General features: G+C 38.7%; 33 protein-coding genes. 31 read left to right on the plus strand and 2 right to left on the minus strand.

Annotated features, from left to right (window positions below):
- Nucleotides 1–106 precede the first annotated feature (106 nt).
- The 13 genes from glpX (at nt 107) to ACXVYO_RS01805 (ending at nt 10721) form a co-directional block, all read left to right on the plus strand.
- On the plus strand, nt 107–1072 hold the full coding sequence (gene glpX, locus ACXVYO_RS01745; RefSeq protein WP_000442336.1) for a class II fructose-bisphosphatase: 966 nt from the start codon (nt 107–109) through the stop codon (nt 1070–1072).
- Nucleotides 1073–1466: 394 nt separating this feature from the next.
- The gene (gene rho, locus ACXVYO_RS01750; protein ID WP_001053898.1) at nt 1467–2738 is read left to right on the plus strand and encodes a transcription termination factor Rho; all 1272 of its coding nucleotides are present in this window, start codon (nt 1467–1469) and stop codon (nt 2736–2738) included.
- Nucleotides 2739–3179: 441 nt separating this feature from the next.
- On the plus strand, nt 3180–3425 hold the full coding sequence (locus ACXVYO_RS01755; RefSeq protein WP_000643447.1) for a type B 50S ribosomal protein L31: 246 nt from the start codon (nt 3180–3182) through the stop codon (nt 3423–3425).
- Between the two features lie 110 nt (nt 3426–3535).
- Complete coding sequence (locus tag ACXVYO_RS01760; protein WP_000281086.1) at nt 3536–4120, plus strand: thymidine kinase; 585 nt, start codon at nt 3536–3538, stop codon at nt 4118–4120.
- A gap of 391 nt (nt 4121–4511) precedes the next feature.
- Nucleotides 4512–5579 (plus strand): peptide chain release factor 1, encoded by a 1068-nt coding sequence (gene prfA / locus ACXVYO_RS01765; protein WP_033656424.1) that lies wholly within the window; start codon nt 4512–4514, stop codon nt 5577–5579.
- Complete coding sequence (gene prmC, locus ACXVYO_RS01770) at nt 5579–6430, plus strand: peptide chain release factor N(5)-glutamine methyltransferase (RefSeq protein WP_458465884.1); 852 nt, start codon at nt 5579–5581, stop codon at nt 6428–6430. Before prfA ends, prmC begins: the two co-directional genes overlap by 1 nt.
- A 111-nt stretch (nt 6431–6541) precedes the next feature.
- Nucleotides 6542–7405, plus strand: coding sequence for a stage II sporulation protein R (gene spoIIR, locus ACXVYO_RS01775; protein WP_458465885.1), 864 nt, complete (start codon nt 6542–6544; stop codon nt 7403–7405).
- A 49-nt stretch (nt 7406–7454) separates the two neighbouring features.
- On the plus strand, nt 7455–7913 hold the full coding sequence (locus ACXVYO_RS01780) for a mechanosensitive ion channel protein (RefSeq protein ID WP_458465886.1): 459 nt from the start codon (nt 7455–7457) through the stop codon (nt 7911–7913).
- Nucleotides 7914–8021: 108 nt separating this feature from the next.
- A complete protein-coding gene (locus ACXVYO_RS01785; protein ID WP_458465887.1) occupies nt 8022–9062 on the plus strand; it encodes an L-threonylcarbamoyladenylate synthase in 1041 nt (346 codons plus the stop codon).
- Nucleotides 9063–9139: 77 nt separating this feature from the next.
- On the plus strand, nt 9140–9688 hold the full coding sequence (locus ACXVYO_RS01790) for a manganese efflux pump MntP (RefSeq protein ID WP_242257361.1): 549 nt from the start codon (nt 9140–9142) through the stop codon (nt 9686–9688).
- Between the two features lie 19 nt (nt 9689–9707).
- On the plus strand, nt 9708–9839 hold the full coding sequence (locus tag ACXVYO_RS01795; protein WP_001037631.1) for a hypothetical protein: 132 nt from the start codon (nt 9708–9710) through the stop codon (nt 9837–9839).
- A gap of 81 nt (nt 9840–9920) precedes the next feature.
- The gene (locus ACXVYO_RS01800) at nt 9921–10196 is read left to right on the plus strand and encodes a DUF3935 domain-containing protein (protein ID WP_000197468.1); all 276 of its coding nucleotides are present in this window, start codon (nt 9921–9923) and stop codon (nt 10194–10196) included.
- Between the two features lie 9 nt (nt 10197–10205).
- Nucleotides 10206–10721, plus strand: coding sequence for a hypothetical protein (locus tag ACXVYO_RS01805; RefSeq protein ID WP_061680025.1), 516 nt, complete (start codon nt 10206–10208; stop codon nt 10719–10721).
- Nucleotides 10722–11229: 508 nt separating this feature from the next.
- Here ACXVYO_RS01805 and ACXVYO_RS01810 read toward each other — a convergent pair.
- Nucleotides 11230–11841, minus strand: a complete 612-nt coding sequence (locus ACXVYO_RS01810; RefSeq protein WP_073517195.1) for a flavin reductase family protein — start codon at nt 11839–11841, stop codon at nt 11230–11232.
- Nucleotides 11842–11999: 158 nt separating this feature from the next.
- Nucleotides 12000–12386 (minus strand): DoxX family protein, encoded by a 387-nt coding sequence (locus ACXVYO_RS01815; RefSeq protein ID WP_061680023.1) that lies wholly within the window; start codon nt 12384–12386, stop codon nt 12000–12002.
- Nucleotides 12387–12851: 465 nt separating this feature from the next.
- Between ACXVYO_RS01815 and ACXVYO_RS01820 the strand changes: the two genes are divergently transcribed.
- From ACXVYO_RS01820 to ACXVYO_RS01905, 18 genes are all read left to right on the plus strand, one after another.
- Nucleotides 12852–13349 carry a PTS sugar transporter subunit IIA gene (locus ACXVYO_RS01820; protein WP_000473666.1) on the plus strand — a complete coding sequence of 166 codons (498 nt, stop codon included), beginning with the start codon at nt 12852–12854 and terminating at the stop codon, nt 13347–13349.
- A 241-nt stretch (nt 13350–13590) separates the two neighbouring features.
- Nucleotides 13591–14031, plus strand: coding sequence for a low molecular weight protein arginine phosphatase (locus ACXVYO_RS01825; protein ID WP_458465888.1), 441 nt, complete (start codon nt 13591–13593; stop codon nt 14029–14031).
- 96 nt (nt 14032–14127) lie between these two features.
- Nucleotides 14128–14571, plus strand: coding sequence for a ribose 5-phosphate isomerase B (gene rpiB, locus ACXVYO_RS01830; protein ID WP_000869917.1), 444 nt, complete (start codon nt 14128–14130; stop codon nt 14569–14571).
- A gap of 21 nt (nt 14572–14592) precedes the next feature.
- Nucleotides 14593–15210 (plus strand): TIGR01440 family protein, encoded by a 618-nt coding sequence (locus ACXVYO_RS01835; protein ID WP_458465889.1) that lies wholly within the window; start codon nt 14593–14595, stop codon nt 15208–15210.
- Nucleotides 15211–15438: 228 nt separating this feature from the next.
- A complete protein-coding gene (gene glyA, locus ACXVYO_RS01840; protein WP_000349795.1) occupies nt 15439–16680 on the plus strand; it encodes a serine hydroxymethyltransferase in 1242 nt (413 codons plus the stop codon).
- A gap of 271 nt (nt 16681–16951) precedes the next feature.
- Nucleotides 16952–17581, plus strand: a complete 630-nt coding sequence (gene upp, locus ACXVYO_RS01845) for a uracil phosphoribosyltransferase (protein WP_000517539.1) — start codon at nt 16952–16954, stop codon at nt 17579–17581.
- 370 nt (nt 17582–17951) lie between these two features.
- Nucleotides 17952–18065 carry a DUF4024 domain-containing protein gene (locus ACXVYO_RS01850; protein WP_071724806.1) on the plus strand — a complete coding sequence of 38 codons (114 nt, stop codon included), beginning with the start codon at nt 17952–17954 and terminating at the stop codon, nt 18063–18065.
- 26 nt (nt 18066–18091) lie between these two features.
- Entirely contained in the window at nt 18092–18316 is a 225-nt protein-coding gene (locus ACXVYO_RS01855; RefSeq protein ID WP_042981045.1) for an AtpZ/AtpI family protein, read from the plus strand.
- On the plus strand, nt 18316–18708 hold the full coding sequence (locus tag ACXVYO_RS01860; RefSeq protein WP_000567600.1) for an ATP synthase subunit I: 393 nt from the start codon (nt 18316–18318) through the stop codon (nt 18706–18708). Before ACXVYO_RS01855 ends, ACXVYO_RS01860 begins: the two co-directional genes overlap by 1 nt.
- A gap of 7 nt (nt 18709–18715) precedes the next feature.
- On the plus strand, nt 18716–19435 hold the full coding sequence (atpB, locus tag ACXVYO_RS01865; RefSeq protein ID WP_016085476.1) for a F0F1 ATP synthase subunit A: 720 nt from the start codon (nt 18716–18718) through the stop codon (nt 19433–19435).
- 56 nt (nt 19436–19491) lie between these two features.
- Nucleotides 19492–19710 carry a F0F1 ATP synthase subunit C gene (gene atpE / locus ACXVYO_RS01870; RefSeq protein WP_000052064.1) on the plus strand — a complete coding sequence of 73 codons (219 nt, stop codon included), beginning with the start codon at nt 19492–19494 and terminating at the stop codon, nt 19708–19710.
- Nucleotides 19711–19839: 129 nt separating this feature from the next.
- Nucleotides 19840–20346 carry a F0F1 ATP synthase subunit B gene (gene atpF / locus ACXVYO_RS01875; protein ID WP_001142618.1) on the plus strand — a complete coding sequence of 169 codons (507 nt, stop codon included), beginning with the start codon at nt 19840–19842 and terminating at the stop codon, nt 20344–20346.
- Complete coding sequence (gene atpH, locus ACXVYO_RS01880; RefSeq protein ID WP_000064683.1) at nt 20343–20885, plus strand: F0F1 ATP synthase subunit delta; 543 nt, start codon at nt 20343–20345, stop codon at nt 20883–20885. Before atpF ends, atpH begins: the two co-directional genes overlap by 4 nt.
- An 11-nt stretch (nt 20886–20896) precedes the next feature.
- Entirely contained in the window at nt 20897–22405 is a 1509-nt protein-coding gene (gene atpA, locus ACXVYO_RS01885) for a F0F1 ATP synthase subunit alpha (protein ID WP_000027514.1), read from the plus strand.
- 213 nt (nt 22406–22618) lie between these two features.
- Nucleotides 22619–23479: a F0F1 ATP synthase subunit gamma gene (gene atpG / locus ACXVYO_RS01890; protein ID WP_073517190.1), complete on the plus strand. Its 861-nt coding sequence runs from the start codon at nt 22619–22621 to the stop codon at nt 23477–23479.
- Nucleotides 23480–23719: 240 nt separating this feature from the next.
- The gene (gene atpD / locus ACXVYO_RS01895) at nt 23720–25129 is read left to right on the plus strand and encodes a F0F1 ATP synthase subunit beta (protein WP_001032603.1); all 1410 of its coding nucleotides are present in this window, start codon (nt 23720–23722) and stop codon (nt 25127–25129) included.
- 20 nt (nt 25130–25149) lie between these two features.
- On the plus strand, nt 25150–25551 hold the full coding sequence (atpC, locus tag ACXVYO_RS01900) for a F0F1 ATP synthase subunit epsilon (RefSeq protein ID WP_060487972.1): 402 nt from the start codon (nt 25150–25152) through the stop codon (nt 25549–25551).
- A 284-nt stretch (nt 25552–25835) separates the two neighbouring features.
- Complete coding sequence (locus tag ACXVYO_RS01905; protein ID WP_458465890.1) at nt 25836–26618, plus strand: DUF975 family protein; 783 nt, start codon at nt 25836–25838, stop codon at nt 26616–26618.
- Nucleotides 26619–26651: the final 33 nt, after the last annotated feature.

A 26651-nucleotide genomic window follows, 5' to 3' on the forward strand; every position in this document is an offset into this window, starting at 1 on the left:
CGCAAGGGGGAAGCGAAGCATCACTACTTGCGGAAGTATACTTTGTAGAGAAACACGGTTCACAAAATACGGCAGAAATATAAAGACTTAAAGGAGAGGGATTATCGTGGAAAGAAGTTTATCTATGGAGTTAGTACGTGTAACAGAGGCTGCAGCATTATCATCAGCGCGTTGGATGGGGCGCGGGAAAAAGGATGAGGCAGACGGTGCAGCAACATCAGCTATGCGTGACGTATTTGATACAATCCCGATGAAAGGTACAGTTGTCATTGGTGAAGGTGAAATGGACGAAGCGCCAATGTTGTATATCGGAGAGAAATTAGGTACAGGATATGGACCACGTGTAGACGTTGCAGTTGATCCTTTAGAAGGGACAAACATTGTAGCAGCTGGTGGATGGAATGCTCTTGCTGTTATTGCAATTGCAGATCATGGTAATTTGTTACATGCTCCTGACATGTACATGGATAAAATCGCGGTTGGCCCAGAAGCAGTTGGGGCGGTCGATATTGATGCGCCTATTATCGATAACTTACGTGCAGTTGCGAAAGCGAAAAATAAAGATATTGAAGATGTTGTAGCGACAGTTTTAAACCGTCCACGTCATCAAGCGATTATCGAAGAAATTCGTAAAGCTGGTGCTCGTATTAAATTGATTAACGATGGAGATGTGGCTGGAGCAATTAATACTGCATTTGATCGCACAGGTGTAGATATTTTATTCGGCTCTGGTGGAGCACCTGAGGGTGTATTAGCAGCAGTTGCATTAAAATGTTTAGGTGGAGAAATCCACGGAAAGCTTCTGCCTCAAAATGAAGCTGAATTAGCTCGTTGTAAAAAAATGGGCATTGAAGATATAAATCGTATCCTTCGCATGGAAGACTTAGTAAAAGGTGACGATGCAATCTTTGCAGCAACAGGTGTAACAGACGGAGAACTATTACGCGGCGTTCAATTTAAAGGTAGCGTAGGAACAACACAATCCCTTGTTATGCGTGCAAAATCAGGCACAGTACGCTTCGTAGACGGACGTCATAGCTTGAATAAGAAACCGAACTTGGTTATTAAATAAAAAGCGTAAGCAGCTCGTTCAGAATGGGAGAGGGATGGAGCTTCTGACGTAGAGGCGCTTTTTGCCTCGTAGGAAGAAGTGAAGCCACCGACCATTCTAGCTGCTGAAGTTGGATTAAGTAAAAAGTGGAAGCGGCTCGTTCAGAATCGCAGGGCATTGGAGCTCTCGGCCATTCTGGCTACTGGAACTAGGTTAAATAAAAGCGAAGACAAATTTTCTTGTCTTCGCTTCTTGTATTTGTGTTTCAACGTATTGATTAAAACTAGATAAAAGGGTTACAATAGTGAATATTACCCTACTTGAACTTATTGCCTTTCATTATTAATTATTTGCCTTCCGTATTTTTTCCCTTTACCCATGTGAAAAGAGAATAACGTTAAAGTGTGGTGTCTGAATGAATTTGTCAATTGCAGCATTAGAAAACATGAAATTAAAAGAGTTATACGAGCTTGCGAAAGAATTTAAGATTTCGTATTATAGCAAATTAACGAAAAAAGAGTTAATCTTCGCTATCCTAAAAGCTCGAGCAGAAAAAGAAGGTTTCTTCTTCATGGAAGGCGTATTAGAAATTATTCAATCAGAAGGATTTGGATTCCTACGTCCTATCAACTATTCTCCAAGCTCAGAAGATATTTATATCTCAGCTTCGCAAATTCGTCGTTTCGATTTACGTAATGGAGACAAGGTTTCTGGTAAAGTACGACCTCCGAAAGAAAATGAACGCTATTTTGGATTATTACAAGTTGAAGCTGTAAACGGAGATGATCCAGAGTCAGCAAAAGAGCGTGTGCATTTCCCTGCATTAACACCATTATACCCAGATCGCCAAATGAAATTGGAAACGGAACCGAAAAAGTTACCGACACGCATCATGGATTTAATCGCACCAGTTGGATTTGGACAACGTGGTTTAATTGTCGCGCCTCCAAAGGCTGGTAAAACTAGTTTATTAAAAGAAATCGCACACAGTGTTACAACAAATCATCCGGAAGCTGAATTAATTGTACTTTTAATTGATGAGCGTCCAGAGGAAGTAACAGACATTGAACGTTCTGTTAAAGGTGATGTTGTAAGCTCTACTTTTGATGAAGTACCAGAAAATCATATTAAAGTAGCCGAACTTGTGTTAGAACGTGCAATGCGTCTTGTAGAGCACAAAAAAGATGTTATCATTTTAATGGATAGTATTACCCGTTTAGCGCGAGCTTACAACCTTGTTATTCCGCCAAGTGGTAGAACATTATCGGGTGGTATCGACCCAGCTGCCTTCCATAGACCGAAGCGTTTCTTTGGAGCTGCACGTAATATTGAAGAAGGCGGTAGCTTAACGATTTTAGCAACAGCGCTTGTTGATACAGGATCTCGTATGGACGATGTAATTTACGAAGAATTTAAAGGGACTGGAAATATGGAACTTCACTTAGATCGTTCATTAGCTGAGCGTCGTATCTTCCCGGCAATTGATATTCGCCGTTCTGGTACACGTAAAGAAGATCTATTAATTCCGAAAGAACATTTAGACAAGCTATGGGGTATTCGTAAAACAATGCGCGATACACCAGACTTTGTTGAAGGTTTCTTACGTAAACTTCGTCAAACAAAGACAAATGAAGAATTTTTACAAAACATTGTTGCAGATTCGAAAAGATATGTAACAACTAAGTAAAGGGAAAAGATTGGGACTCGCTTATTTCGTAGTAAGCGAGTTTTTTATGTTTTTTAAGGGAATATTAGAGAGAGTAATATATGGAAAAATTTTGTTTTCTGAGATGAAAATCATATTTGGGCCGAGAGCTTGAAGTGTTCTGGATCCTGAACGAGCCGCTTCTGCTTTAAATTATATCCAGCTCCAACGGCTAGAATGGTCGGTGGCTTCGCGTCTTCCTAAGAGGCAAAAAGCGCCTCAAGGTCGAGAGTTCCAATGTCCTGCGATTCTAAACGAGCCGCTTTTGCTTTTAAATTCAAAAAGACAAAAACAGGTAGTTGCAAAATGGAGTTAGCCTTGTTATAATTTCATCATATGTGTTTCATCAATATAGTTGTGCAAGCAGCTGAAGATGAAAAACTCTGTTTCGAAAATGATTCAGGGCGGAAGGAGATGAAAAGAATGAAAGCAGGAATCCATCCAAATTACAATAAAGTTGTATTTATGGACACGAACACAGGCTTCAAATTCTTAAGCGGGTCTACTAAAGGCTCTAGCGAAACTGTTGAGTGGGAAGATGGTAACACTTATCCATTACTAAAAATTGAGATCAGTTCTGATTCTCACCCATTCTACACTGGACGTCAGAAGTTTGCTACTGCAGACGGACGTGTTGACCGCTTCAATAAGAAATACGGTATCAAGTAATAAAGAACATAAAACAGGCAAGTGTATGTATTCGCTTGTCTGTTTTTTTTGCAAAAATATTAAACCTTTACCCTACTTTGGATTAGGAAAGTAGATGAAAGGAGAGCTCAATGTACTTAATGAATCAAAATGGTTGGATTGAAGTGATTTGCGGGAGTATGTTTTCTGGAAAATCAGAAGAGCTCATCCGCCGTATACGCCGTACGCAATTTGCGAAGCAACATGCGATTGTATTTAAACCATGTATTGATAATCGTTATAGTGAAGAAGATGTTGTATCACATAATGGATTAAAGGTTAAAGCGGTCCCTGTTTCAGCTTCAAAAGATATATTTAACCATGTAACAGAAGAAATGGATGTTATTGCAATCGATGAGGTACAATTTTTTGATGGGGACATTGTGGAAGTGGTGCAAGTATTGGCAAATCGTGGCTATCGTGTCATTGTAGCTGGATTAGACCAAGATTTCCGTGGTCTACCATTTGGACAAGTTCCTCAGCTGATGGCGATTGCTGAACATGTAACTAAATTGCAGGCAGTTTGTTCTGCATGTGGATCTCCTGCAAGTCGTACGCAACGTTTAATCGATGGAGAACCAGCGGCATTTGATGATCCAATTATTTTAGTTGGGGCTTCAGAATCGTATGAACCACGTTGTCGTCATTGTCATGCAGTACCTACAAAACAAAGATAAATGAAACTCGCTATGTAGAGCGGGTTTTTTTCAAAATAGATGAAGATTGGTGGCCAGCTCTTCGTACAGCTAAGAACGTTAGGTAGTCGGAGCAGAGCGAGCCGCTTACGCTTTTAAATATTATCTAGCTCCAGCGGCTAGAATGGTCGGTGGTTTCGCTTCTTCCGATTCTGAGCAAGCCGCTTGCGCTTTTAAATATATCTAGTTCCGGTGGCTAGCCCTTCGTGTCTAAGAACCTCCCGCACGAGAAGACAAAAGCGTCTTCTGTGCGAGAGAACCTAAGCCAGTCAGAGCAGAGCGAGCCACCTCCACTTTTAAATATAATTTGCGTTTTTTTTATTAAGTACCATATACTATTTGTATTAGATACTAGGATGTAGAGGTGAATGGTGTGTTAGATCGTTTGCAAGCTGTAGAAGATCGTTATGAGAAGTTAAATGAATTGTTAAGTGATCCAGAGGTTATTAGTGATACGAATAAGCTTCGTGAGTATTCAAAGGAACAATCTGATATGCAGGAAACGGTAGAGGTGTACCGTGAGTATAAAGATGTTCGTGAGCAATTAAGAGATGCAAAAGCAATGTTAGAAGATAAGTTAGACGCTGATATGCGTGAGATGGTAAAAGAAGAGGTTTCTGAATTAGAAGGACAAGATAAAGAATTATCAGAGCGTCTGAAAATTTTACTTGTTCCAAAAGACCCTAATGATGATAAAAACGTTATCGTTGAGGTTCGTGGTGCTGCTGGTGGTGATGAGGCAGCTTTATTTGCTGGTGATTTATATCGTATGTATAGCCGTTATGCTGAGGTACAAGGTTGGAAAACTGAAATTATCGAAGCGAGCTATACAGAGTTAGGTGGATATAAAGAGATTATCTTTATGATTAACGGTAAAGGTGCATTCGCGAAGCTGAAATTCGAGAATGGTGCTCACCGTGTACAACGTGTTCCTGAAACGGAATCTGGTGGACGTATTCATACGTCTACAGCAACTGTAGCTGTATTACCAGAGGCAGAAGAAGTAGAAATTAGTATTCATGAAAAAGATGTTCGTGTTGATACGTTTGCTTCTAGTGGTCCTGGTGGACAAAGTGTTAATACAACGATGTCAGCGGTACGTTTAACGCATTTACCGACTGGTGTAGTTGTATCGTGTCAGGATGAGAAATCACAAATTAAGAATAAAGAAAAAGCGATGAAAGTATTACGCGCACGTGTTTATGATAAGTTTAGACAAGAAGCGCAAGCTGAGTATGATCAAAACCGTAAACAAGCTGTTGGTACGGGTGATCGTTCAGAGCGTATTCGTACGTATAATTTCCCGCAAAACCGTGTTACAGACCATCGAATCGGTTTAACGATTCAAAAGCTAGATCAAATCTTACAAGGTAAGTTAGATGATTTCATCAATGCCTTAGTGATGGAAGATCAGGCTCAAAAGATGGAGGCAGCTGAGTAATGCGTGTCTATGAAGCCCTGAAATGGGCTTCTTCTTTTTTACAGGAAAATGGACGAGATGAAAATGCGGGAGAAATTGTCCTTTGTCATGTATTAAAGACGAACAGAACCGGAATGCTCATGAATATGCGTGAAGAAATAACTGTGGAACAAGAAACAAGTTTTACGGAGTTTATTCACAAGCATGTAGAAGGTATTCCCATTCAATATATGATTGGTTATGAAATGTTTTATGGACGGTCGTTCTTTGTGAATGAAGAAGTATTAATACCAAGACCGGAAACAGAAGAGCTTATAGTGGGAGTGTTAGAAAGAATCGAGCGTCATTTTGGTGATGAGAAACTGCATGTGGCGGATATCGGTACAGGTAGTGGAGCGATTTCTATTACACTTGCTTTAGAAAATAAAAATCTTCATGTGTATACGGTAGATATTGCACAAGAGTCGATTGAAGTTGCACAAGAAAATGCAAAAACTTTGGGCGCAGAAGTAACGTTCTATCATGGTGATTTATTGTCACCATTTCATAAAACAGGTCAAAAGTTAGATGTTGTTGTTTCAAACCCCCCATATATACCGGAAGAGGATTGGCGTGGCCTTTCTCCTGTGGTGAAAGAGCATGAGCCAAAGAGAGCACTTGTTGGCGGTGAAGACGGATTAGATTTCTATCGCCGTTTTATGGAAGAGTTGCCGAATGTGTTGCAGAAGAAAGCAATTGTGGCATTTGAAATTGGAGTAGGGCAAGGTGAGGACGTAAAAGAGCTGTTACAACAAGCTTTTCCACATGCTCATGTTGAGGTTGTTTTTGATATTAACGGAAAAGATCGTATGGTATTTGCAGAAATGGAGTAAGGTTCACACCTTACTCTATTTTTTGTGGGAAAATTTATATAGATTTTGAATTTAATAGTTTAGAAAGATGAAAGTCTGTCCACACTGTTTGTAGAAGGGACGGTGGAGGAAATGAAAAAACAAGTTATTGCTTATCTTCTTCTATTATTAATTGGTGCACAATTGCTTGTGCAGTTTGGATATATGAAAGCTGATGCGAAAGGGCCTTCAGTTATTCCGAAAGAGGCCGTTCGATTACGAATTTTAGCAAATAGTGATTCAGATAAAGATCAGGCGTTAAAACGCAAAGTGCGTGATGAAGTAAAAGCACAAATTGATGGATGGGTAGCGGATTTAACTTCATTTGAAGAGGCGCGTAAAGTCATTCAAAGTCATATTCCAGAAATCGAAAAAACAGTGGCAAATACGTTGAAAAAAGAAGGAAATAAAGATTCGTTTCAAGTGAAATTCAGTAAGAATGTAAAGTTTCCTACAAAGGTATATGGGAATTTCATTTATCCAGCAGGGGAATATGAGGCCGTATTAATTACAATTGGGGAAGGTGAAGGGGCAAACTGGTGGTGTGTATTATTTCCGCCGATGTGTTTCTTAGATTTTTCAAGTGGTACAGCTGTAAGGAAAGAAGAACATGTTGTGAAGGCTGAATCTCCTGAAGAGGGGGAAGTTAAGGAGCAAGATGAGGAAGTAGTGGATGTACCAGAGAAGAAAGAGGATAAAGTGAAAGAAACGAAAGTTGTAAAGCAGGAAGTGGCAAAAAAAGTAACAGCTTCTGAAAAGAAAGTAGTAAAAAATGAAACGAAAGTAGAAGAACAAGCTGTAAGTAAAGAAGAAACAAAAACTGTGGACAAAGTGGAGAAACCTGTGGAACAAAAGCAAGAAAAACAAAATGAGTATGTCAAAGTAGAGGAGGAAGAAGAAAAGCCAGAAGTTAAGTTATTTATTGTAGAAGCTTTTACATCTTTATTCTCTAAATAGTACTATTAGTAGGTCCCTTCTCATATATAAAAAAGAGGAGGGATTTACTATGAAGAAGGTATATTTTGCGACGAAAGCAGATGTGGAAAGATTGCATTCTTTTTTCGGACAAGCTAATAAAAAAGATGATAAAATAAATGAGTTATACGCGCAATTTATGATTTTGGAAGAGGTGGAAGAAATACGGGCTGTCATCGGATATGAACAAAGTGAAGAACACGCACTGATTCGTTCTTGTTTATTCACACCTAATGTGGATAAACAGACTTTCTTATATTTTTTTGAAATGTTTTTGCAGTATATGAAAGAAAAAAATATTCGACAATTGTACTTACTAACAAATCATCCACAATCTATAACAATCTTTCAGTTTTTTGACTTTGTTACTATAGAGAAAGAAAACGTACCAGAGGGAATTCGACAGTTAGAACACTTTTGTAAAAATATAAAAGAGCCAAATGCAATAATACTAAATTGTCAGCTATTCACAAAGTTATCCACGGATTAATTAGGTTTATCCACATTTTGTGGATAAACCTTGTTTGTCTTTTGGATAAATCTCATAGTAAACTAAAAATAGACAAGTATTTCAGGGTAGAAAAGGACGTGTGAAAAAATGCATACAAATATGTGGGTTGTGGATAATGTTGTGGAAAGAAAAAAATATTATCCACAGTTACAAGAAGCAGCAAAATTATTAAGGGAAAACGAGGCGATTGCCTTCCCTACAGAAACGGTATATGGACTAGGTGCCAACGCGATGAATGATGAAGCAATCGCGAAAATTTTTGAAGCGAAAGGAAGACCGAGTGATAATCCACTGATTGTCCACATCGGTACAAAATCACAGTTGGACGGGATTGTGAAAGAAATCCCGCCAGTTGCAGAGAAGTTAATGGAGCATTTTTGGCCAGGTCCGTTAACAATTATTTTACCTAGAAAAGAAGGGATTTCAGAGAAGGTGACGGCAGGACTTAATACGGTTGGAGTAAGAATGCCTGATCATCCAGTAGCACTTGCTCTTATTGAAGAGGCAAATGTACCTGTTGCAGCACCGAGTGCGAATCGTTCTGGTCGTCCAAGTCCGACGTTAGCGTCTCACGTATATGAAGATTTAAATGAAAAAATCGCAGGTATTGTAGATGGTGGTGCGACGGGAGTAGGTGTTGAATCGACTGTAATTGATTGTACGAGCGAGGTTCCAACGATATTACGCCCAGGTGGGATTACGAAAGAACAATTAGAAGCGGTGATTGGTACTGTTTCTTTAGATCCGGCTTTAAAGGACGAGAAAGAAAAACCGAAATCACCTGGAATGAAATATACACATTATGCACCGAAAGCGCCACTGAGTATTGTTGAAGGTTCACGTGAATTTATTCAACGCCTTGTGGATGAGAAGAAAGAAGAAGGATTCAAAGTAGGTGTATTAACGACAGAAGAGTATCAGCATGTATACAGCGCGGATGTTGTATTATCTTGTGGTGTTCGAAGCGATTTAGCAAGCGTTGCGACTAAATTATATGATGTACTTAGAACGTTTGATGCAAGTGAAGTGGATGTTATTTTTAGTGAATCATTCCCGGATGAAGGAATAGGGAATGCCATTATGAATCGCTTAACGAAAGCGGCAGGGCATCAAATTATTACTGAATGATAAGGTACGATTAGCAAACAGAATATTTCTCCTCGGATAAGCATATTTTGAAGTAGCACGTCCGAGGAGGGACATGAATGACGTTTGAACAGCTACTACCTTTAACAATTATGGCATTCGCCTTAGGGATGGATGCGTTCTCGGTGAGTCTTGGTATGGGAATGATGACCTTAAAGGGAAGACAAATCCTGTATATCGGTATGACGATAGGGATATTTCATATTATCATGCCATTTATAGGGATGGTATTAGGTCGTTTTTTATCAGAGCAGTATGGAGATGTTGCACATTTTGCAGGTGCTATTTTATTAATTGGACTAGGATTTTATATTGTATATTCATCTGTTTTGGAGAATGAAGAGACTAGAACGGCCCCTATTGGAATTAGCTTATTCGTATTTGCATTTGGTGTTAGTATAGATAGTTTTTCAGTAGGCCTTAGTCTTGGTATTTACGGGGCGCAGACACTTATTACGATATTACTTTTTGGGTTTGTTAGTATGTTATTAGCGTGGCTTGGTTTATTAATTGGTAGGCATGCGAAAGATATGCTCGGCACATATGGTGAGATAGTAGGCGGTATCATTTTGGTTGGATTTGGATTATATCTCCTTTTTCCTATATAATTTTAAGGAGGAGGGCGTTATGAACAAGCTATTGGAATGGTATATTCGATTTGTAACTTTCTTTCCTAGATGGTTGCGACTGCTTGTTATTTGGGGTATTATTTTGCAAATTTCAATTTTAGGTTGGATGAAGTTAATTCGCGAATGGTAAGATAGCTCCTTTCTGTGCATAGTTTTATTTATACTATATTGATTGCGCTAAAAAATTACACAAATAGAAAGGATGAGATGAATGACGAGATTGAAGCAAGTTTTTGGTATTATTATTAGTTTTTTTGTTTTTTGGTTTAGTATGCTCGGTGTACAAATGTTTGCTGAGTTTTTAGATATTGAGTCATTGAAGTTTGTTGCGGGAAAAACGGAGGCGGCGCGTGCCTTTTATTCTCCGTATCCGTTTATAATCGTTTTTCTTATTACATTGCTTTCCCTATATTTCTTAGTAATTAAGCTTGGGAAACCGAAAAAAGAGAAAGTACCTACTTTAGAGGAGCAGAAGGAAGAGATATAAGGGGAGACTATGTCTAACATTTCTTTAGCAGAAGCTGTAAAATTAAAAAGCGTATTATCGAAAAGAATACATGAATTAGAAGAAGAGATGAACCAAATTGGATTTGTTGAAATTGAAAAAGGTGATACACTTCCAAAACAGACGCGTACATTGGTACAGGTGGAACAGGAATTAGATGAAGTTCGCGCTGATTTTCGTCTTTTAGATAAATTGATGTATGAAGCAAATATTCAAAACGAAGTTAATTTCAACGGAGAAAACGTAACGATTGTTGAAGCGATAGAGCTCGCAACACAGTTACGTGCGAAAGCTCGAAAGTGTAAAGAGTTTGGCGTGAGTAAGAAAGAAGAGCATGTATATTCTTACGGTGAAACATCGTCTCTTTTAAAAGTAGCGATGTTCGATCCTGAAGTATATCGTGTAAAAGGTTTAGAGTTAGAGAGACAAGCTAATAGATTGTCCAATTTAATTAATGCGAAAAACTACGCGATTGAATTAGACTTCGATGGTGAAAAATATTTTTAAACCTTGAAGTGGTGAGACTTTGCTTCAAGGCATAGAAGAAGACCGCTTTTGTAAAAATGAGATTTGTGATGGCCAAGGGACAACCAATCATCCAATTACCAATCACACTGTTACTTTTTACCGATGACCAATGATGGTAAAAGAGGTCGATGACCAAAATTGAAAAATTATTTTTCTTCTTCTATGAAAAGGCTGTACCAAATTATTTTGGTACAGCCTTTTATATTTTACAGGTATTCTATTTTGAGTGAATTGCTTCCGCTTTTAGATATATCCAGCTCCAGCGGCTAGAATGGTCGGTGGCTTCGCGTCTTCCTACGAGGCAAAAAGCGCCTCTTTGTCAGAAGCTCCATCCCCCTCCCATTCTGAACGAGCTGCTTCCACTTTTAGATATATCCAGTTCCAGCGGCTAGAATGGTCGGTGGTTTCGCGTCTTCCTACGAGGCAAAAAGCGCCTCTTCGTCAAAAGCTCCATCCTCCTCCCGTTCTGAACGAGCCACTTCCACTTTTAGATAGGCCTTACCAATTCAAATTGTTCTCCTAGTTTTGCGTAGTTGTGTCCTGCTAGACGGCTTACTGGTTTTAGTCCTTCTGCATGAATGCGTCCATTTTCGTATAGGTGTTCTGCGACGTGGAAACGAACGACGCGTCCGATTAGTAAATCGCAAGCTGGTGAGTCTTCTGTTCCGCCAAGAGGGATTGCGCGTTCTAGTACGCACTCCATTCGAATGTTTGCTTCTTTTACACCTGGAACGGAGATGACATCACTTTCAATTGGTGTTAGTTTTGCTAGTTCAATTTCACTTTCATTTGGCGGGAGGTTAGCTGCTGTTTCGTTAATTGCTTCTACGTAAGATTCATCAGAAATATGTACGACAAACTCACCTTTTTCGATTGCGTTTCGAGAAGTATCTTTCGGTGTTCCTGCTTTTCGTTGTACAGAAACTGAGATAAGTGGTGGATTAGCAGCGACAATATTGAAATAACTATACGGTGCTCCGTTTAATACGCCGTCTTTTGTTACGGAAGTAACGAATGCGACAGGGCGTGGAATGATACTTCCCGTTAATAATTTGTAATTCTCTTTTTCTGTTTGTTCATTTGGATTAATGGATAACATGTGTAAAATCCCCTTTCTGAATGTAACGACTTATTGTTTGTTTACAAGATTTTAGTGGAAAACTCCTGCTGGAAAAATATTTTTATTACATAAAAAGAACTTACTTCAATTGTAATGAAGTAAGTTCTTTTTAAATAATCTCGAAACTGAGATGAATATTACAGTAAAACGTATGCGCCAGGTCCGATTAAAGCTACACCAATCGCAACAGCGATTAACATTAAATTGTATTCATATCCGTTTTGTGTCACCCAGTAACCATTTTTTCCGTGAACAGTGAAAATTGCCATTAACATTGTTCCAACGATAAATAATGAACCAACTGCAGTGAAAATCCCTGATGCGAATAAGAAGCCACCTAATAATTCAGTTGCGCCAGCCATAAATGCCATGAATACACCAGGGCGTAAACCGATTGATTCCATCCAGCCGCCTGTTCCTTTTAAACCGTAACCGCCGAACCAACCAAATAATTTTTGAGCACCATGACCCATGAATGTAATACCTATAATAAGACGAATAATAAGAAGACCGAAATCCATCATTTTTAAAAACCTCCTAAAAGTTATTAACTTACCTTATGTAAGTAATGATAAAATAGTTACTTACTTTAGTCAAGCGGATTTCGAAAAAAGTTTGAAATAAAGTGAAACATTAATCAGCAGGGGCGGTTCATCCCCCGTTGATTATTAGTTGAACCAATCGGACGTTAACGCGGGGTAAATTTTACAAATTAGCGACAAAAAACAAAATGTAGTAAAGACCTCTAGACAAGTTGGGTAAAAAAAGAGAAAATATAAGTAGAAGTTAACTTCTTATTGTTATTCAGACAATCAGAATTGACTGGAATTTTGTGAGGCGCTACAATAAGAGTCTAGTAGTAATGACGTAATTTATTTCGAAAGCGTTTTTACAGTATAATATTCGAAGTATGAGGTCTTACGTTTATTTGGATCTTTAATAGAGATTGCCCTATAAACTTTTAGGTAAATTATAAGGAGGACTATCCTATGTTTAAAAAATTATTCGGTCTTGGTTCAAAAACAAATGAAGAAACAATCGTAGCTCCATTAACTGGAGCAGTGAAAAATATTGAAGAAGTACCAGATCCAGTATTCGCTGGTCGTATGATGGGCGACGGTGTTGCAATCGATCCTACTGAAGGTGTAGTTGTATCTCCAGTTGATGGTGAAATCGTACAATTATTCCACACGAAACATGCAATTGGAATTAAAGCGAAAAACGGTACAGAAATTTTAATCCACGTTGGATTAGAAACTGTAAAAATGGAAGGCGAAGGTTTCGAAGCTCACGTTTCTGAAGGACAAGCTGTAAAAGCTGGAGATAAATTAATCTCATTCGACCTAGAATTAATCCGTGAAAAAGCGAAAAGCACAATTACTCCAATCGTTATCACAAATACAGATGCAGCTGAGTCTATTAAGACAACTGTAGGTGTAACTGCTACAAAAGGTTCAACAGAAGTAATGAAAGTTACAATGAAATAATTATTGCATGAAAGGAATCCGTTTCGTATGAAATGGATTCCTTATTTTGTTTTGTAGTCTGTTCCTTATGTATGTTAAAATACTTTGGGCACTTGGAAATAGGGTTTCACATATATGTGGATAAGGCGCATTTTTCTTAGAAAAAATATAAGAGAAATGCGCCTTTCGTATATTCACATTTCTTTTGTTCTATTCTTATGTACGCTATGATAAAGGAAGAAGAGAAAAGGGGTGGGGTTAGATGAAACGAGTATTATTTGTTTGCACTGGAAATACATGCCGTAGCCCGATGGCTGAGGCGTTGCTTCGTCATCATGGGGAAGGTAAGTTTGAAGTGCAATCTGCTGGTGTTTTCGCCTATCCTGGAAGTGATGCGTCGATTTATGCAAAGGAAGCTTTGGCTGAAAAGGGAATTGCAATCGATCATGCTTCGCAGCAGGTAAATGAAACTTTGATTGATTGGGCAGATATTATAGTAACGATGACGGAAAACCATAAACAAATCGTCGTTGGACATTATCCGAGCGTTGAAGAGAAAGTAGATACATTATATGGAGTAACCGAGGGGATAAGTAAGGATATTTCAGATCCATTTGGCGGATCACTTTCTATTTATAAAGAAACGTTAGAAGAGATGGAAAAACTTGTACAAACTTTACTGAAAAAACATTCAGAAGGTTGATGTTTCGTGTATAATACGATATTGGAGATCACTTCGTTCCATTATGGTAGCGAGTGAGAGATGAAGATAATTGATTGAAACTTTGGAGGGGTAAAAATGAAAGTAGTAGTAGCATCTGATCACGGCGGTATGAATATCCGTAAAGAACTTGTAAGTTTATTAGAAGAGTTAAATATTGAATATATTGATTTAGGTTGTGAATGTGAAGCTGGTTCTGTTGATTACCCTGATTTTGCATTTCCAGCAGCGGAAATGGTAGCGAATGGCGAAGTAGACCGTGGTATTTTAGTTTGTGGGACAGGCATCGGTATGTCAATTGCGGCAAACAAGGTAAATGGTATTCGTTGTGCATTAGTTCATGATACTTTCAGTGCGAAAGCAACGAGAGAGCATAATGATACGAACATGCTAGCAATGGGCGAGCGTGTAATTGGTGCAGGTCTAGCACGTGACATCGCAAAAATTTGGTTAACAACTGACTATGAAGGTGGTCGTCACGAAAACCGCGTAGGAAAAATTAAAACATACGAAACAAAGTAATAGATTCTAACTAGAAGCAGTATGAAATATAATTTGGTGAACCAACCTGTGAAAGGAAGAGGCGTAATGACAGAAATCGTAAAGGTAAGAGAACAGTTACAAATATCGCTTTCTGATTTCCAAGAACAAGCTTCATTACAAAGTGGTCAAATTTTTGTAGTGGGGTGTAGTACGAGCGAAGTGCTAGGAGAAAGAATTGGAACATCAGGGACGATGGAAGTAGCAGAGGCGATTTTTTCTGAGTTAAAACAATTTCAAGAGCAAACAGGTATTGAGTTGGCGTTTCAATGTTGTGAGCATTTAAACCGTGCTTTAGTAGTTGAGAGAGAGTTGGCGATGAAATATCAATTTGAAATTGTAACAGTTACGCCTGTTAGATCAGCAGGTGGTGCATTAGCAACATATGCGTATCACAATTTGAAAGATCCGGTAGTAATTGAGTTTATTAAGGCAGATGCAGGAATGGATATTGGTGATACATTTATCGGTATGCATTTAAAACATGTAGCTGTTCCGGTTCGTACAGGTGTGAAGGAAATTGGAAGTGCGCATGTAACGATGGCAACAACACGTGGAAAACTAATTGGTGGAGCACGTGCTGTTTATGTGGCGAAGGAAGAGAGTATCTCTTGCCGTTAAAATTTCATTGTATCCTACGAATAAGGTATGTTGTCTGACTTTATCATAGAAGAAAGAAAAGACCGATTTTCGGTCTTTTTTTTCTTTTATGATATAGAAAGTCATGTTAGAATGTAGTTGAAAACATGAAGGTTCGAAAGAATTACAACCTGAATTTTCGTTTTTTCTGAATAAATGAGAAAAAACTATTGGGAATCGATGTAATTCGTTCAGAAAAGGGGGATTTTGGTGGATCATTTAAAACGTCAAGATGAAAAGGTATTTGCTGCAATTGAGGCAGAACTAGGAAGACAGCGTTCAAAGATTGAGTTAATTGCTTCGGAAAACTTCGTAAGTGAAGCAGTAATGGAGGCGCAAGGTTCTGTTTTAACGAATAAGTATGCTGAAGGATATCCTGGAAAACGTTACTATGGTGGCTGTGAGCACGTAGACGTAGTAGAAGATATCGCACGTGATCGCGCGAAAGAAATTTTTGGTGCAGAGCATGTAAATGTTCAACCGCATTCTGGTGCGCAAGCGAACATGGCAGTATACTTCACGATTTTAGAGCAAGGCGATACAGTACTTGGTATGAATTTATCTCATGGTGGTCACTTAACACACGGAAGCCCTGTTAACTTCAGTGGAGTACAATATAATTTCGTAGAATATGGCGTGGATGCTGAATCTCACCGTATTAATTACGATGATGTATTAGCAAAAGCGAAAGAACATAAACCAAAATTAATCGTTGCAGGTGCAAGTGCATACCCTCGTGTTATCGATTTCAAACGATTCCGTGAGATTGCAGATGAAGTGGGTGCATACTTTATGGTTGATATGGCACATATCGCTGGTTTAGTAGCTGCTGGTTTACATCCAAACCCAGTACCACATGCACATTTCGTTACAACGACAACACATAAAACATTACGTGGTCCACGTGGTGGTATGATTTTATGTGAAGAGCAATTTGCAAAACAAATTGATAAATCAATCTTCCCTGGTATTCAAGGTGGTCCACTTATGCACGTAATCGCTGCAAAAGCTGTTGCATTTGGTGAGACACTACAAGATGATTTTAAAACATATGCACAAAATATCATTAATAATGCGAACCGCTTAGCTGAAGGTCTTCAAAAAGAAGGACTTACACTTGTTTCTGGCGGAACAGACAATCACTTAATCCTGATTGATGTTCGTAACTTAGAAATCACAGGTAAAGTAGCAGAGCACGTATTAGATGAAGTTGGTATTACAGTGAACAAAAATACAATTCCATTTGAAACAGCAAGCCCATTTGTAACAAGCGGTGTACGTATCGGTACGGCAGCTGTAACATCACGTGGTTTCGGTTTAGAAGACATGGATGAAATTGCGTCACTTATTGCTTACACATTAAAAAATCATGAAAATGAAGCTGCATTAGAAGAAGCACGTAAGCGTGTAGAAGCGTTAACAAGCAAATTCCCAATGTACACAGATCTATAATAGATGAAAGAAGACTGCTGAGACGTAATTGTTTTAGCAGTTTTTTTTTGGACATATATTGTTCTTTAAGTATGTATACAAATGATGAATAAATTTTGGCGATATAATGAAGGATACAGCTCCCATAATTGGTAAAGATACTAGATAGATTCATCGTAAAATCATGATTTTGCCAAATTTGCCCTTGAATATTAGTAGCGTTTTCTTTACAATCGTAAATAGTGTAAAAAAGCGTGCAAACGCATGAATATCATCTAAAGGAGAGATTCACATGGGAAAACTGTATGTATTTGATCACCCGTTAATTCAACATAAGATTACATATATTCGCGATAAGAATACAGGTACGAAAGATTTTCGTGAATTAGTGGACGAAGTAGCAAGCTTAATGGCTTTTGAAATTACTCGCGATCTTCCACTTAAAGATATTGAAATTGAAACGCCTGTAAGCAAAGCGACAACAAAAGTGATCGCTGGTAAAAAACTTGGTTTAATTCCGATTTTACGTGCAGGTTTAGGAATGGTTGATGGAATTCTGAAATTAATTCCAGCAGCAAAAGTAGGACACGTTGGTTTATATCGCGACCCTAAAACATTGCAACCGGTAGAATACTATGTGAAACTTCCAACGGATGTAGAAGAGCGTGACTTTATCGTACTAGATCCGATGCTAGCAACAGGTGGTTCTGCAGCTGAAGCAATTAACTCTCTGAAAAAGCGCGGTGCAAAGCAAATTAAATTAATGTGTATCGTTGCAGCTCCAGAAGGAGTAAAAGTAGTACAAGAAGAACATCCTGATGTTGATATTTATGTAGCAGCATTAGATGAGAAATTAAATGACCACGGATATGTAGTACCAGGTCTTGGTGATGCTGGTGACCGTTTATTCGGAACGAAGTAAGACAACTGACGAGAGGGGATTCCCTCTCGTTTTTTTGTACCTTGATTAAGTAGGGGAGGGGGATAAATATACATAGTATATACAACATAAGTTGCATGCACATCACATATAATATAGAAGTCTTACGTCTAAAGAGCACTATATTATGGAAGGAAAGCGTTATATCGTAAAAATATAATAGTGACAAACTTGTGAACATTTCCTTCTATTATAAAGAGAAAACTGTTAGAAATTGCATATCTCTAACCAGTATTTAGAAGGGGAACGTTTTCATTTTTGGGAGGAAATGACTAATACTCAAATTTTTTGATTTTTTACGATTTCTCGTTGACACTGTTAATACCCTATTGTATGCTAACAACGGGGATAGATGGTAGGGCTTTCAGTGACAAAAATACATCTATTCAGTGACGAAAATGTAAACTTTTTATTTTGTATAGGATTTATGCAGAAAAATGAGTTATTATTAACACATCGTGAATGAGGGTTACATATTGGAGGGATGAATCCTTGCAAAAAAACGATCGCAGCCATATAAAAGCTTATGCTTTAATGTCAGGTATTCTTGCTCAGTTAGTCGGTTCTATTCTTATTGGGATCTTTGGTGGGCAGTGGATTGATAGTAAGGTTGGAACGTTTCCGTTGTTTCTTATTATCGGGTTATTACTCGGATTAGGAACTGGGGTATACGCAATGATTCGACTCATTCGACATTACTATTCGGGAGAGCAATGATGATAGACGTACATGGACTTGTCCAAAGACAAAAGAAATATATGTACTACTTGCTTGCGCTTCTAGTGCTAGGATGGGGATTCACCTCTTACAAGGATGTATTTCTTGGACTGATTATCGGAACGATTTTCAGTTTTCTTAGTTTGCGCATCATTGCACGTAGAACAGACAAGCTGTTGGATCGCGTAACAAATGGAGAAAACGTGAAGTTTAAGGCGACAGCGGTAAGTACATATTCAAGATTCGCCACGATTGGGTTATTAATTTTATTTGCAGCCAAATATCAAGAGTTAATTGCGATGTGGGGCTTAGGTGTGGGATTGCTGACAGGATACCTTGTCATGATCATAGATTTTCTTTATTTAGAGTATAAGAGCAGGGAAGAGAGGTGAATTACTAGTGGAACACGGTAGATTAGTTGAATTTCTAGGTTTAACGTTCGATTTGTCATCAGTTATGATGGTTACTGTAGCAGCAGTTATTGTTTTCTTAATCGCTGTTATCGGAACTCGCAGTTTAGCTCTTCGCCCAACAGGAATGCAAAATTTCATGGAATGGGTGTTTGACTTCGTGAAAGGGATTATCAATAGTACGATGGACTGGAAAACAGGTGGACGTTTCTTAACGCTTGGCGTTACGCTTATCATGTTTATCATCGTATCGAACTTCCTTGGTTTACCATTCATGTATTCAACAGTTGAGGCTGGCGAACATATTGCATGGTGGAGATCACCAACGTCTGATCCAGCAGTTACATTAACATTAGCCGTGATGGTAGTTACCCTCACCCATTATTATGGAATTAAGATGAAGGGTACGAAAGAATACGTTAAAGGTTATTTCCAACCGATGAAATTCTTATTCCCATTAAAGGTTATTGAGGAGTTTGCTAACACATTAACGTTAGGTCTTCGTTTATTTGGTAACATTTATGCAGGTGAGATCTTATTAGGATTACTTGCTAAGTTAGGCGGGGCATCATTCCTTGGAGCATTAGGTGCGCTTGTACCAATGTTAGCATGGATGGGGTTCAGCGTATTCGTTGGATCAATCCAGTCATTTATTTTCGTTATGTTAACGATGGTTTATATGGCTCATAAAGTAAGCCATGACCATTAATATAATTTAAGTAAGAAAAAATTTATTTTTTTATAATACAAAGGAGGACAAATTAAATGAGTTTAGGTGTAATCGCAGCTGCAATTGCAATTGGTTTATCAGCATTAGGTGCAGGTATTGGTAACGGTCTTATCGTATCACGTACAATCGAAGGTGTTGCTCGTCAACCAGAATTAAAAGGCGCACTTCAAACAATTATGTTCATCGGGGTTGCTTTAGTTGAGGCACTTCCAATCATCGGTGTAGTTATTGCATTCATCGTAATGAACAAATAAGGGAGACTCCCCTTACATAGATGGCGAAGAGTGTTTTTCCGAACTTTCTTCGCCATTGCTTTATGGATGAAACGTATGTCTTTTTTTTTCATATGATCAATTTAGATATTTTGAAGGGAGTGAATCCTTGTGCCAACTTTATTATTAGGGGCTGCCATTCCATTTGGAACGATTGCTTATACATTGTTCATTTTCTTACTTCTATTAGTAATGCTACGCAAATTTGCGTGGGGTCCTTTAATGGGAATTATGAAAGAACGTGAAGAGCATGTTACTAATGAAATCGACGCTGCAGAAAGAAGTAACGCTGAAGCGAAAAAATTAGTAGAAGAACAACGTGAAATGTTAAAACAATCGCGTGTTGAAGCACAAGAGTTAATCGAAAGAGCGAAAAAGCAAGCTGTAGATCAAAAAGATGTTATTGTTGCTGCTGCGAAAGAAGAAGCAGAATCAATTAAAGCATCTGCTGTACAAGAAATTCAACGCGAAAAAGAGCAAGCGATTGCTGCTTTACAAGAACAAGTTGCTTCTTTATCTGTTCAAATTGCTTCTAAAGTAATTGAAAAAGAGTTAAAAGAAGAAGATCAAGTTAAGTTAATTCGCGATTATATTAAAGAAGTAGGAGAAGCGCGATGAGCAATGGGATTGTAGCAAAACGTTATGCTGTCGCTCTTTTTAAAATTGCAAAAGAAAAACACGTATTAGAAATGTTTGAAGAGGAATTACGCCTTGTACAAAACGTTTATGTAAAGAACGGAGAACTACATAGCTTTTTAACGCAACCGAACATTTCAAAGGAACAAAAGAAAACGTTTCTTGCAAACGTATTCGGGTCTGTTTCTGAATCTATTTTAAATACGTTATATATTTTAATTGATAACAAACGCATTGATATCTTACCTGAAATTGCAGATGAATACGTTGTTCTTGCTAATGAAGAACGTAACGTAGCGGATGCAACTGTATATTCTACTCGTCTTCTATCAGAGGAAGAGAAGCTTAACATTGCAGAAGCATTTGCAAAGAGAACAGGAAAAGATGCAATTCGCGTAAAAAATGTTGTAGATGAAGATTTACTAGGCGGCATTAAAGTACGTATTGGAAATCGCATTTATGATGGAAGTTTACAAGGAAAATTAGCACGTATTCAGCGTGAATTAATGAAGAATAGATAGGGGTGAAGCACATGAGCATCAGAGCTGAAGAAATTAGCGCACTGATAAAGCAACAAATCGAGAACTATCAGTCTGAAATCGAAGTTAGTGATGTTGGTACAGTTATCCAAGTTGGTGACGGTATTGCGCGTGCTCATGGTCTTGATAACGTTATGGCTGGTGAACTTGTAGAGTTCTCTAACGGCGTTATGGGACTAGCACAAAACTTAGAGGAAAACAACGTAGGTATTATCATTTTAGGACCTTACACAGAAATCCGTGAAGGTGACGAAGTTCGTCGTACTGGTCGCATCATGCAAGTACCAGTAGGAAAAGAACTAATCGGTCGTGTTGTAAACCCATTAGGTCAACCAGTTGATGGTTTAGGCCCAATCAATACAACAAACACTCGTCCAATCGAAAGTCCAGCACCAGGTGTAATGGATCGTAAATCTGTTCATGAGCCACTTCAAACAGGTATTAAAGCGATCGATGCTCTTGTACCAATTGGCCGTGGTCAACGTGAGTTAATCATTGGTGACCGTCAAACAGGTAAAACAGCAGTTGCACTTGATACAATCATTAACCAAAAAGATGAAGATATGATTTGTATCTATGTAGCTATCGGACAAAAAGAATCAACTGTACGTAACGTAGTAGAAACACTACGTAAGCACGGTGCATTAGATTACACAATCGTTGTAACTGCATCTGCTTCTCAACCAGCTCCATTATTATACTTAGCTCCTTACGCTGGTGTAACAATGGGTGAAGAGTTCATGTACAATGGTAAACACGTATTAGTAGTATATGATGACTTATCAAAACAAGCAGCGGCTTACCGTGAGCTTTCATTACTATTACGTCGTCCTCCAGGTCGTGAAGCTTATCCAGGGGATGTATTCTACTTACATTCTCGCTTATTAGAGCGTGCAGCAAAATTAAGTGATGCAAGAGGCGGCGGTTCTTTAACTGCATTACCTTTCATCGAAACACAAGCAGGGGACGTATCAGCTTACATCCCAACAAACGTAATTTCTATTACGGATGGACAAATCTTCTTACAATCTGATCTGTTCTTCTCTGGCGTACGTCCAGCAATCGATGCGGGTACTTCTGTATCTCGTGTAGGTGGATCTGCTCAGATTAAAGCAATGAGTAAAGTATCAGGTACACTTCGTCTTGACCTTGCATCTTACCGTGAGTTAGAAGCGTTCGCTCAGTTCGGTTCTGACCTTGATAAAGCAACTCAAGCGAAACTAAACCGTGGTGCTCGTACTGTTGAGGTATTAAAACAAGGATTACACAAACCGTTACGTGTAGAGAAACAAGTTATCATTCTTTACGCTTTAACACGTGGATTCCTAGATGATATCCCAGTAGCAGATATCACTCGTTTCGAAGAAGAATTACATGCTTGGTTAGATTCTAATGCGACTGACTTATTAGAAGAAATCCGCACAACTAAGAAACTTGCGGATGACGACAAGTTTGCAGCAGCAATTAACGGATTTAAAAAAGTATTCGTAGCTTCTGAGTAATAAATAAAAGCTTCAGCGACTCGTACAAGCCGCTGGAGCTAGATAATATATAAGGCATCTCAGGCTCTGAGATCGCTGACGGTTATGTAAAGGAAAAGAGTAGGTGCACCTATTCTTTTCCTTCAATCATGAGCAAGAATATCTTGCAACGTAGATTAGGAAGAGAATTCTTACTAATCGTGCCAACTTCCGGAAAAAAGGTGGTGAAAACCTGTGGCATCTTTACGCGATATAAAAGCGAAGATTAACTCGACAAAGAAAACGAGTCAAATTACGAAAGCGATGGAGATGGTATCTGCATCTAAGTTAAACCGTGCAGAGCAAAATGCTAAATCTTTCGTTCCGTATATGGAAAAGATTCAAGAAGTAGTAGCGAGCATTGCGCAAGGAAGTAAAGGAATTAATCATCCGATGCTAAATGCGCGTCCTGTAAAGCGTACAGGATACATCGTTATTACATCTGATCGCGGACTAGCAGGTGGTTATAACAGTAACGTATTACGTACAGTAAGTAACGTAATTCGTGAACGTCATAATATGGACTCAAACCAATATTCAATTATTGTGCTTGGCCGACTAGGACGTGATTATTTAAAACGTCGCGGCTTTAACATCATTGATGAAGTAGTTGGATTATCTGACCACCCATCATTTACTGATATTAAAGACCTTGCTTCTCGAGCGATTGCGATGTTCGCAGATGGTGCTTATGATGAGCTGTATATTTACTACAACCATTTCGTAAGTAAAATTTCACAAGAAGTAACGGAAAATAAAATTTTACCGCTTACTGATGTGGCGTCTGATAAACCGACGACAGCTTATGAATTCGAACCTTCTGAAGAAGAAATTTTAAAAGTACTATTGCCACAATACGCAGAAAGCTTAGTGTACGGTGCATTACTAGACGGTAAAGCAAGTGAACACGCAGCGCGTATGACAGCAATGAAGAGTGCTACAGACAATGCAATGGAAGTTATCGATTCACTTACACTTTCATTCAACCGTGCGCGTCAGGCAGCGATTACGCAAGAAATTACGGAAATCGTTGGTGGAGCAGCAGCGTTAGAGTAGTATAAAAAGTGGAAGCGGCTCGTCCAGAACAGGAGGGCATTGGAGCTCCTGACAAAGAGGCGCTTTTTGCCTCGTAGGAAGGCGCGAAATGACCGACTGTTCTAGCCGCTGGAACTAGATTCAATAAAAAGCGTAAGCGGCTCTTTTCAAAGAGCCGCGTAAGCTATAAACCAATACAAAATGAAAAGCTAACTGCTCGTAGAAAGTTGGCTAATTAAAAGAAAGCTAGGAGGGAACCCGATGAATAAAGGGCGCGTTACGCAAATCATGGGTCCGGTTGTAGACGTTAAGTTTGATGGCGGAAAGCTACCAGAAATCTACAACGCCCTTACGGTAAAACAAAGCAACGAAAACGGAACAAGCATTAACTTAACATTTGAAGTTGCACTTCATTTAGGTGATGATACAGTTCGTACAGTTGCAATGTCTTCCACAGACGGACTTGTTCGTGGTACAGAAGTAGAAGATACTGGTAAAGCAATCTCTGTACCAGTTGGTGATGCAACACTTGGTCGCGTATTTAACGTATTAGGTGATGCAATTGATTTAGATGGTGAGGTTCCTGCCGATGTACGTCGTGATCCAATTCACCGTCAAGCACCTGCATTCGAAGAATTATCTACTAAAGTAGAAATTCTTGAAACTGGTATTAAAGTAGTAGACTTACTTGCTCCTTACATTAAGGGTGGTAAAATCGGTCTATTCGGTGGTGCCGGTGTAGGTAAAACTGTATTAATTCAGGAATTAATTAACAACATCGCACAAGAACACGGTGGTATCTCTGTATTCGCTGGTGTAGGTGAGCGTACTCGTGAGGGTAACGATTTATACCACGAAATGAGCGATTCTGGCGTAATTAAGAAAACTGCGATGGTATTCGGACAAATGAACGAGCCACCTGGAGCACGTCAACGTGTTGCATTAACAGGTTTAACAATGGCTGAGCATTTCCGTGATGAGCAAGGACAAGACGTACTTCTGTTCATCGATAATATCTTCCGTTTCACGCAAGCAGGTTCTGAAGTATCTGCCCTTCTTGGTCGTATGCCATCTGCGGTAGGTTACCAACCAACACTTGCAACAGAAATGGGTCAATTACAAGAGCGTATTACATCTACAAATAAAGGATCTATCACGTCTATCCAAGCGGTATATGTACCAGCCGATGACTATACGGATCCAGCACCAGCTACAACGTTCGCTCACTTAGATGCAACAACAAACTTAGAGCGTCGTTTAACACAAATGGGTATTTACCCAGCCGTAGATCCATTAGCATCTACATCTCGTGCACTTTCTCCAGAAATCGTAGGAGAAGAGCATTATGAAGTAGCTCGTCAAGTACAGCAAACTTTACAGCGTTATAAAGAACTTCAAGATATCATCGCTATCTTAGGTATGGATGAGTTATCTGAAGAAGATAAGTTAGTTGTACATCGTGCTCGTCGTATTCAATTCTTCTTATCTCAAAACTTCCACGTAGCTGAGCAGTTTACAGGTCAAAAAGGTTCTTACGTACCTGTAAAAAATACAGTTAGCGGATTTAAAGAAATTCTAGAAGGAAAATATGATGACCTTCCAGAAGATGCATTCCGCCTTGTTGGTGGCATTGAAGAAGTTATTGAAAACGCGAAGAAAATGATGGCGTAAGGCCTTAGGAGGGACGAATTATGAAGACATTTCCAGTCAGTATTGTAACTCCTGATGGACCGGTTTACGAAAAAGAAGTAGAGATGGTAAGTGTAAAAGCAGAGAGTGGGGAAATGGGGATCTTACCAGGTCACATTCCAACTGTTGCACCGTTAAAAATTAGTGCAGTTCGTCTGAAACATGGTGGACACACTGATTATGTAGCAGTAAGCGGTGGCTTTATCGAAGTTCGTCCAGATAAAGTAACTGTATTATCATCATCTGCTGAAGAAGCAAACCATATCGATATCCATCGTGCAAATGAAGCGAAGCGTCGCGCTGAGCAACGTATGCAAGATAAACAAGCACATGTTGACTTTAAACGTGCAGAAATGGCATTACAACGTGCTGTGAACCGTTTAAACGTTTCCGATATGAAATAAAAAAAATCCGTAAAGGCTTTGCCTTTACGGATTTTTTTGTGTGGTTTATGGATAATTTTACAAAAATGGTATAATTATATTGATGCTTGTATAAGTAGAGAATGTACAACAATTTATCCCGCGTTAACGGACAGTAAAACTCCCACCTCAAAATTCAGTTGGAGCAAAGAAGTTAGGTGGGAGATCAACTGTCCGTTAACGTCCGATTGGTTCAACTAATAATCAGTGGGGGATGAACAAAACACCCACTGATTAAAGTTTCACTTTATAAAGGAGATGAATAAATGATTGGTGAAATGAAACGAGAAGCATTGCACTCTTTAAAAGGAAATTGGGGACTAGGGGTTGGATCAACAATTTTATATTTTATTTTAAGTTACGTTGTTTCGATGGCTGCAATGCTTATACTTTTAATTCCCGGAGTTATTATATTTTTACTATTTGCTGGTTTCACAGGTTCACTTGAAGAGGACACAATATCAATTGGAGCAGGTATTACATTTGGGGTTTTTTATTGCATTATGATAATTTTAAGTAACGCATCGTATGGAATTACATCATACGGTTATACAAATGTATTTTTACAGATTAGTAAACGAGAAGATGCTAAAGTAGATCACTTATTCGAAGGATTTCGTGGCTTTAAAAGAATGATGAAAACGATGTGGGCAATGCTTGCGATTTTGTTATATACAGGCACATGGATTCCAATGTTGCTAGTAGCCGTATTCGCATTTTTTGGTGAAGAAGGAAATACGTCGTTTGCTATTGCTTTCTTTGTACTATTAGCTATTTCAATCGTTGGTATGATTGTGATGTACTTTTCTTATGCGCTGACGTACTATGTAATGGTTGAAAATCCAGAGTATAGTGTGTCACAGGCGATGAAAGAAAGTAAGCATCTTATGAAGGGGCACAAATTGGATTTGTTTCTGTTATGGCTGAGTTTTATAGGTTGGGCAATTTTAGCGATTTTAACACTTGGAATAGGTTTTCTTTGGCTTAGCCCGTATATGAGTACAACGACAGCGCATTTTTATCGCCATCTTTCAAAAGATGAATTGTAGTAGGAACATGCTATACTAATAGAGTTATTACGT

Source organism: Bacillus sp. BC08 (genome assembly GCF_054326875.1).

Coding starts and splice junctions, on each gene's coding strand:
- ACXVYO_RS01860 (WP_000567600.1), top strand. CDS start 18,316: ATGATAGACGTACATGGACTTGTCCAAAGACAAAAGAAATATATGTAC.
- atpC (WP_060487972.1), top strand. CDS start 25,150: ATGAAGACATTTCCAGTCAGTATTGTAACTCCTGATGGACCGGTTTAC.
- ACXVYO_RS01835 (WP_458465889.1), top strand. CDS start 14,593: ATGAAATATAATTTGGTGAACCAACCTGTGAAAGGAAGAGGCGTAATG.
- ACXVYO_RS01760 (WP_000281086.1), top strand. CDS start 3,536: ATGTACTTAATGAATCAAAATGGTTGGATTGAAGTGATTTGCGGGAGT.
- ACXVYO_RS01800 (WP_000197468.1), top strand. CDS start 9,921: ATGACGAGATTGAAGCAAGTTTTTGGTATTATTATTAGTTTTTTTGTT.
- rho (WP_001053898.1), top strand. CDS start 1,467: ATGAATTTGTCAATTGCAGCATTAGAAAACATGAAATTAAAAGAGTTA.
- atpH (WP_000064683.1), top strand. CDS start 20,343: ATGAGCAATGGGATTGTAGCAAAACGTTATGCTGTCGCTCTTTTTAAA.
- ACXVYO_RS01815 (WP_061680023.1), bottom strand. CDS start 12,386: ATGATGGATTTCGGTCTTCTTATTATTCGTCTTATTATAGGTATTACA.
- ACXVYO_RS01905 (WP_458465890.1), top strand. CDS start 25,836: ATGATTGGTGAAATGAAACGAGAAGCATTGCACTCTTTAAAAGGAAAT.
- spoIIR (WP_458465885.1), top strand. CDS start 6,542: ATGAAAAAACAAGTTATTGCTTATCTTCTTCTATTATTAATTGGTGCA.
- ACXVYO_RS01795 (WP_001037631.1), top strand. CDS start 9,708: ATGAACAAGCTATTGGAATGGTATATTCGATTTGTAACTTTCTTTCCT.
- atpE (WP_000052064.1), top strand. CDS start 19,492: ATGAGTTTAGGTGTAATCGCAGCTGCAATTGCAATTGGTTTATCAGCA.
- ACXVYO_RS01820 (WP_000473666.1), top strand. CDS start 12,852: ATGTTTAAAAAATTATTCGGTCTTGGTTCAAAAACAAATGAAGAAACA.
- ACXVYO_RS01785 (WP_458465887.1), top strand. CDS start 8,022: ATGCATACAAATATGTGGGTTGTGGATAATGTTGTGGAAAGAAAAAAA.
- prmC (WP_458465884.1), top strand. CDS start 5,579: ATGCGTGTCTATGAAGCCCTGAAATGGGCTTCTTCTTTTTTACAGGAA.
- ACXVYO_RS01780 (WP_458465886.1), top strand. CDS start 7,455: ATGAAGAAGGTATATTTTGCGACGAAAGCAGATGTGGAAAGATTGCAT.
- upp (WP_000517539.1), top strand. CDS start 16,952: ATGGGAAAACTGTATGTATTTGATCACCCGTTAATTCAACATAAGATT.
- atpA (WP_000027514.1), top strand. CDS start 20,897: ATGAGCATCAGAGCTGAAGAAATTAGCGCACTGATAAAGCAACAAATC.
- ACXVYO_RS01850 (WP_071724806.1), top strand. CDS start 17,952: ATGGTAGGGCTTTCAGTGACAAAAATACATCTATTCAGTGACGAAAAT.
- ACXVYO_RS01755 (WP_000643447.1), top strand. CDS start 3,180: ATGAAAGCAGGAATCCATCCAAATTACAATAAAGTTGTATTTATGGAC.
- rpiB (WP_000869917.1), top strand. CDS start 14,128: ATGAAAGTAGTAGTAGCATCTGATCACGGCGGTATGAATATCCGTAAA.
- ACXVYO_RS01805 (WP_061680025.1), top strand. CDS start 10,206: ATGTCTAACATTTCTTTAGCAGAAGCTGTAAAATTAAAAAGCGTATTA.
- ACXVYO_RS01825 (WP_458465888.1), top strand. CDS start 13,591: ATGAAACGAGTATTATTTGTTTGCACTGGAAATACATGCCGTAGCCCG.
- ACXVYO_RS01810 (WP_073517195.1), bottom strand. CDS start 11,841: ATGTTATCCATTAATCCAAATGAACAAACAGAAAAAGAGAATTACAAA.
- atpD (WP_001032603.1), top strand. CDS start 23,720: ATGAATAAAGGGCGCGTTACGCAAATCATGGGTCCGGTTGTAGACGTT.
- ACXVYO_RS01790 (WP_242257361.1), top strand. CDS start 9,140: ATGACGTTTGAACAGCTACTACCTTTAACAATTATGGCATTCGCCTTA.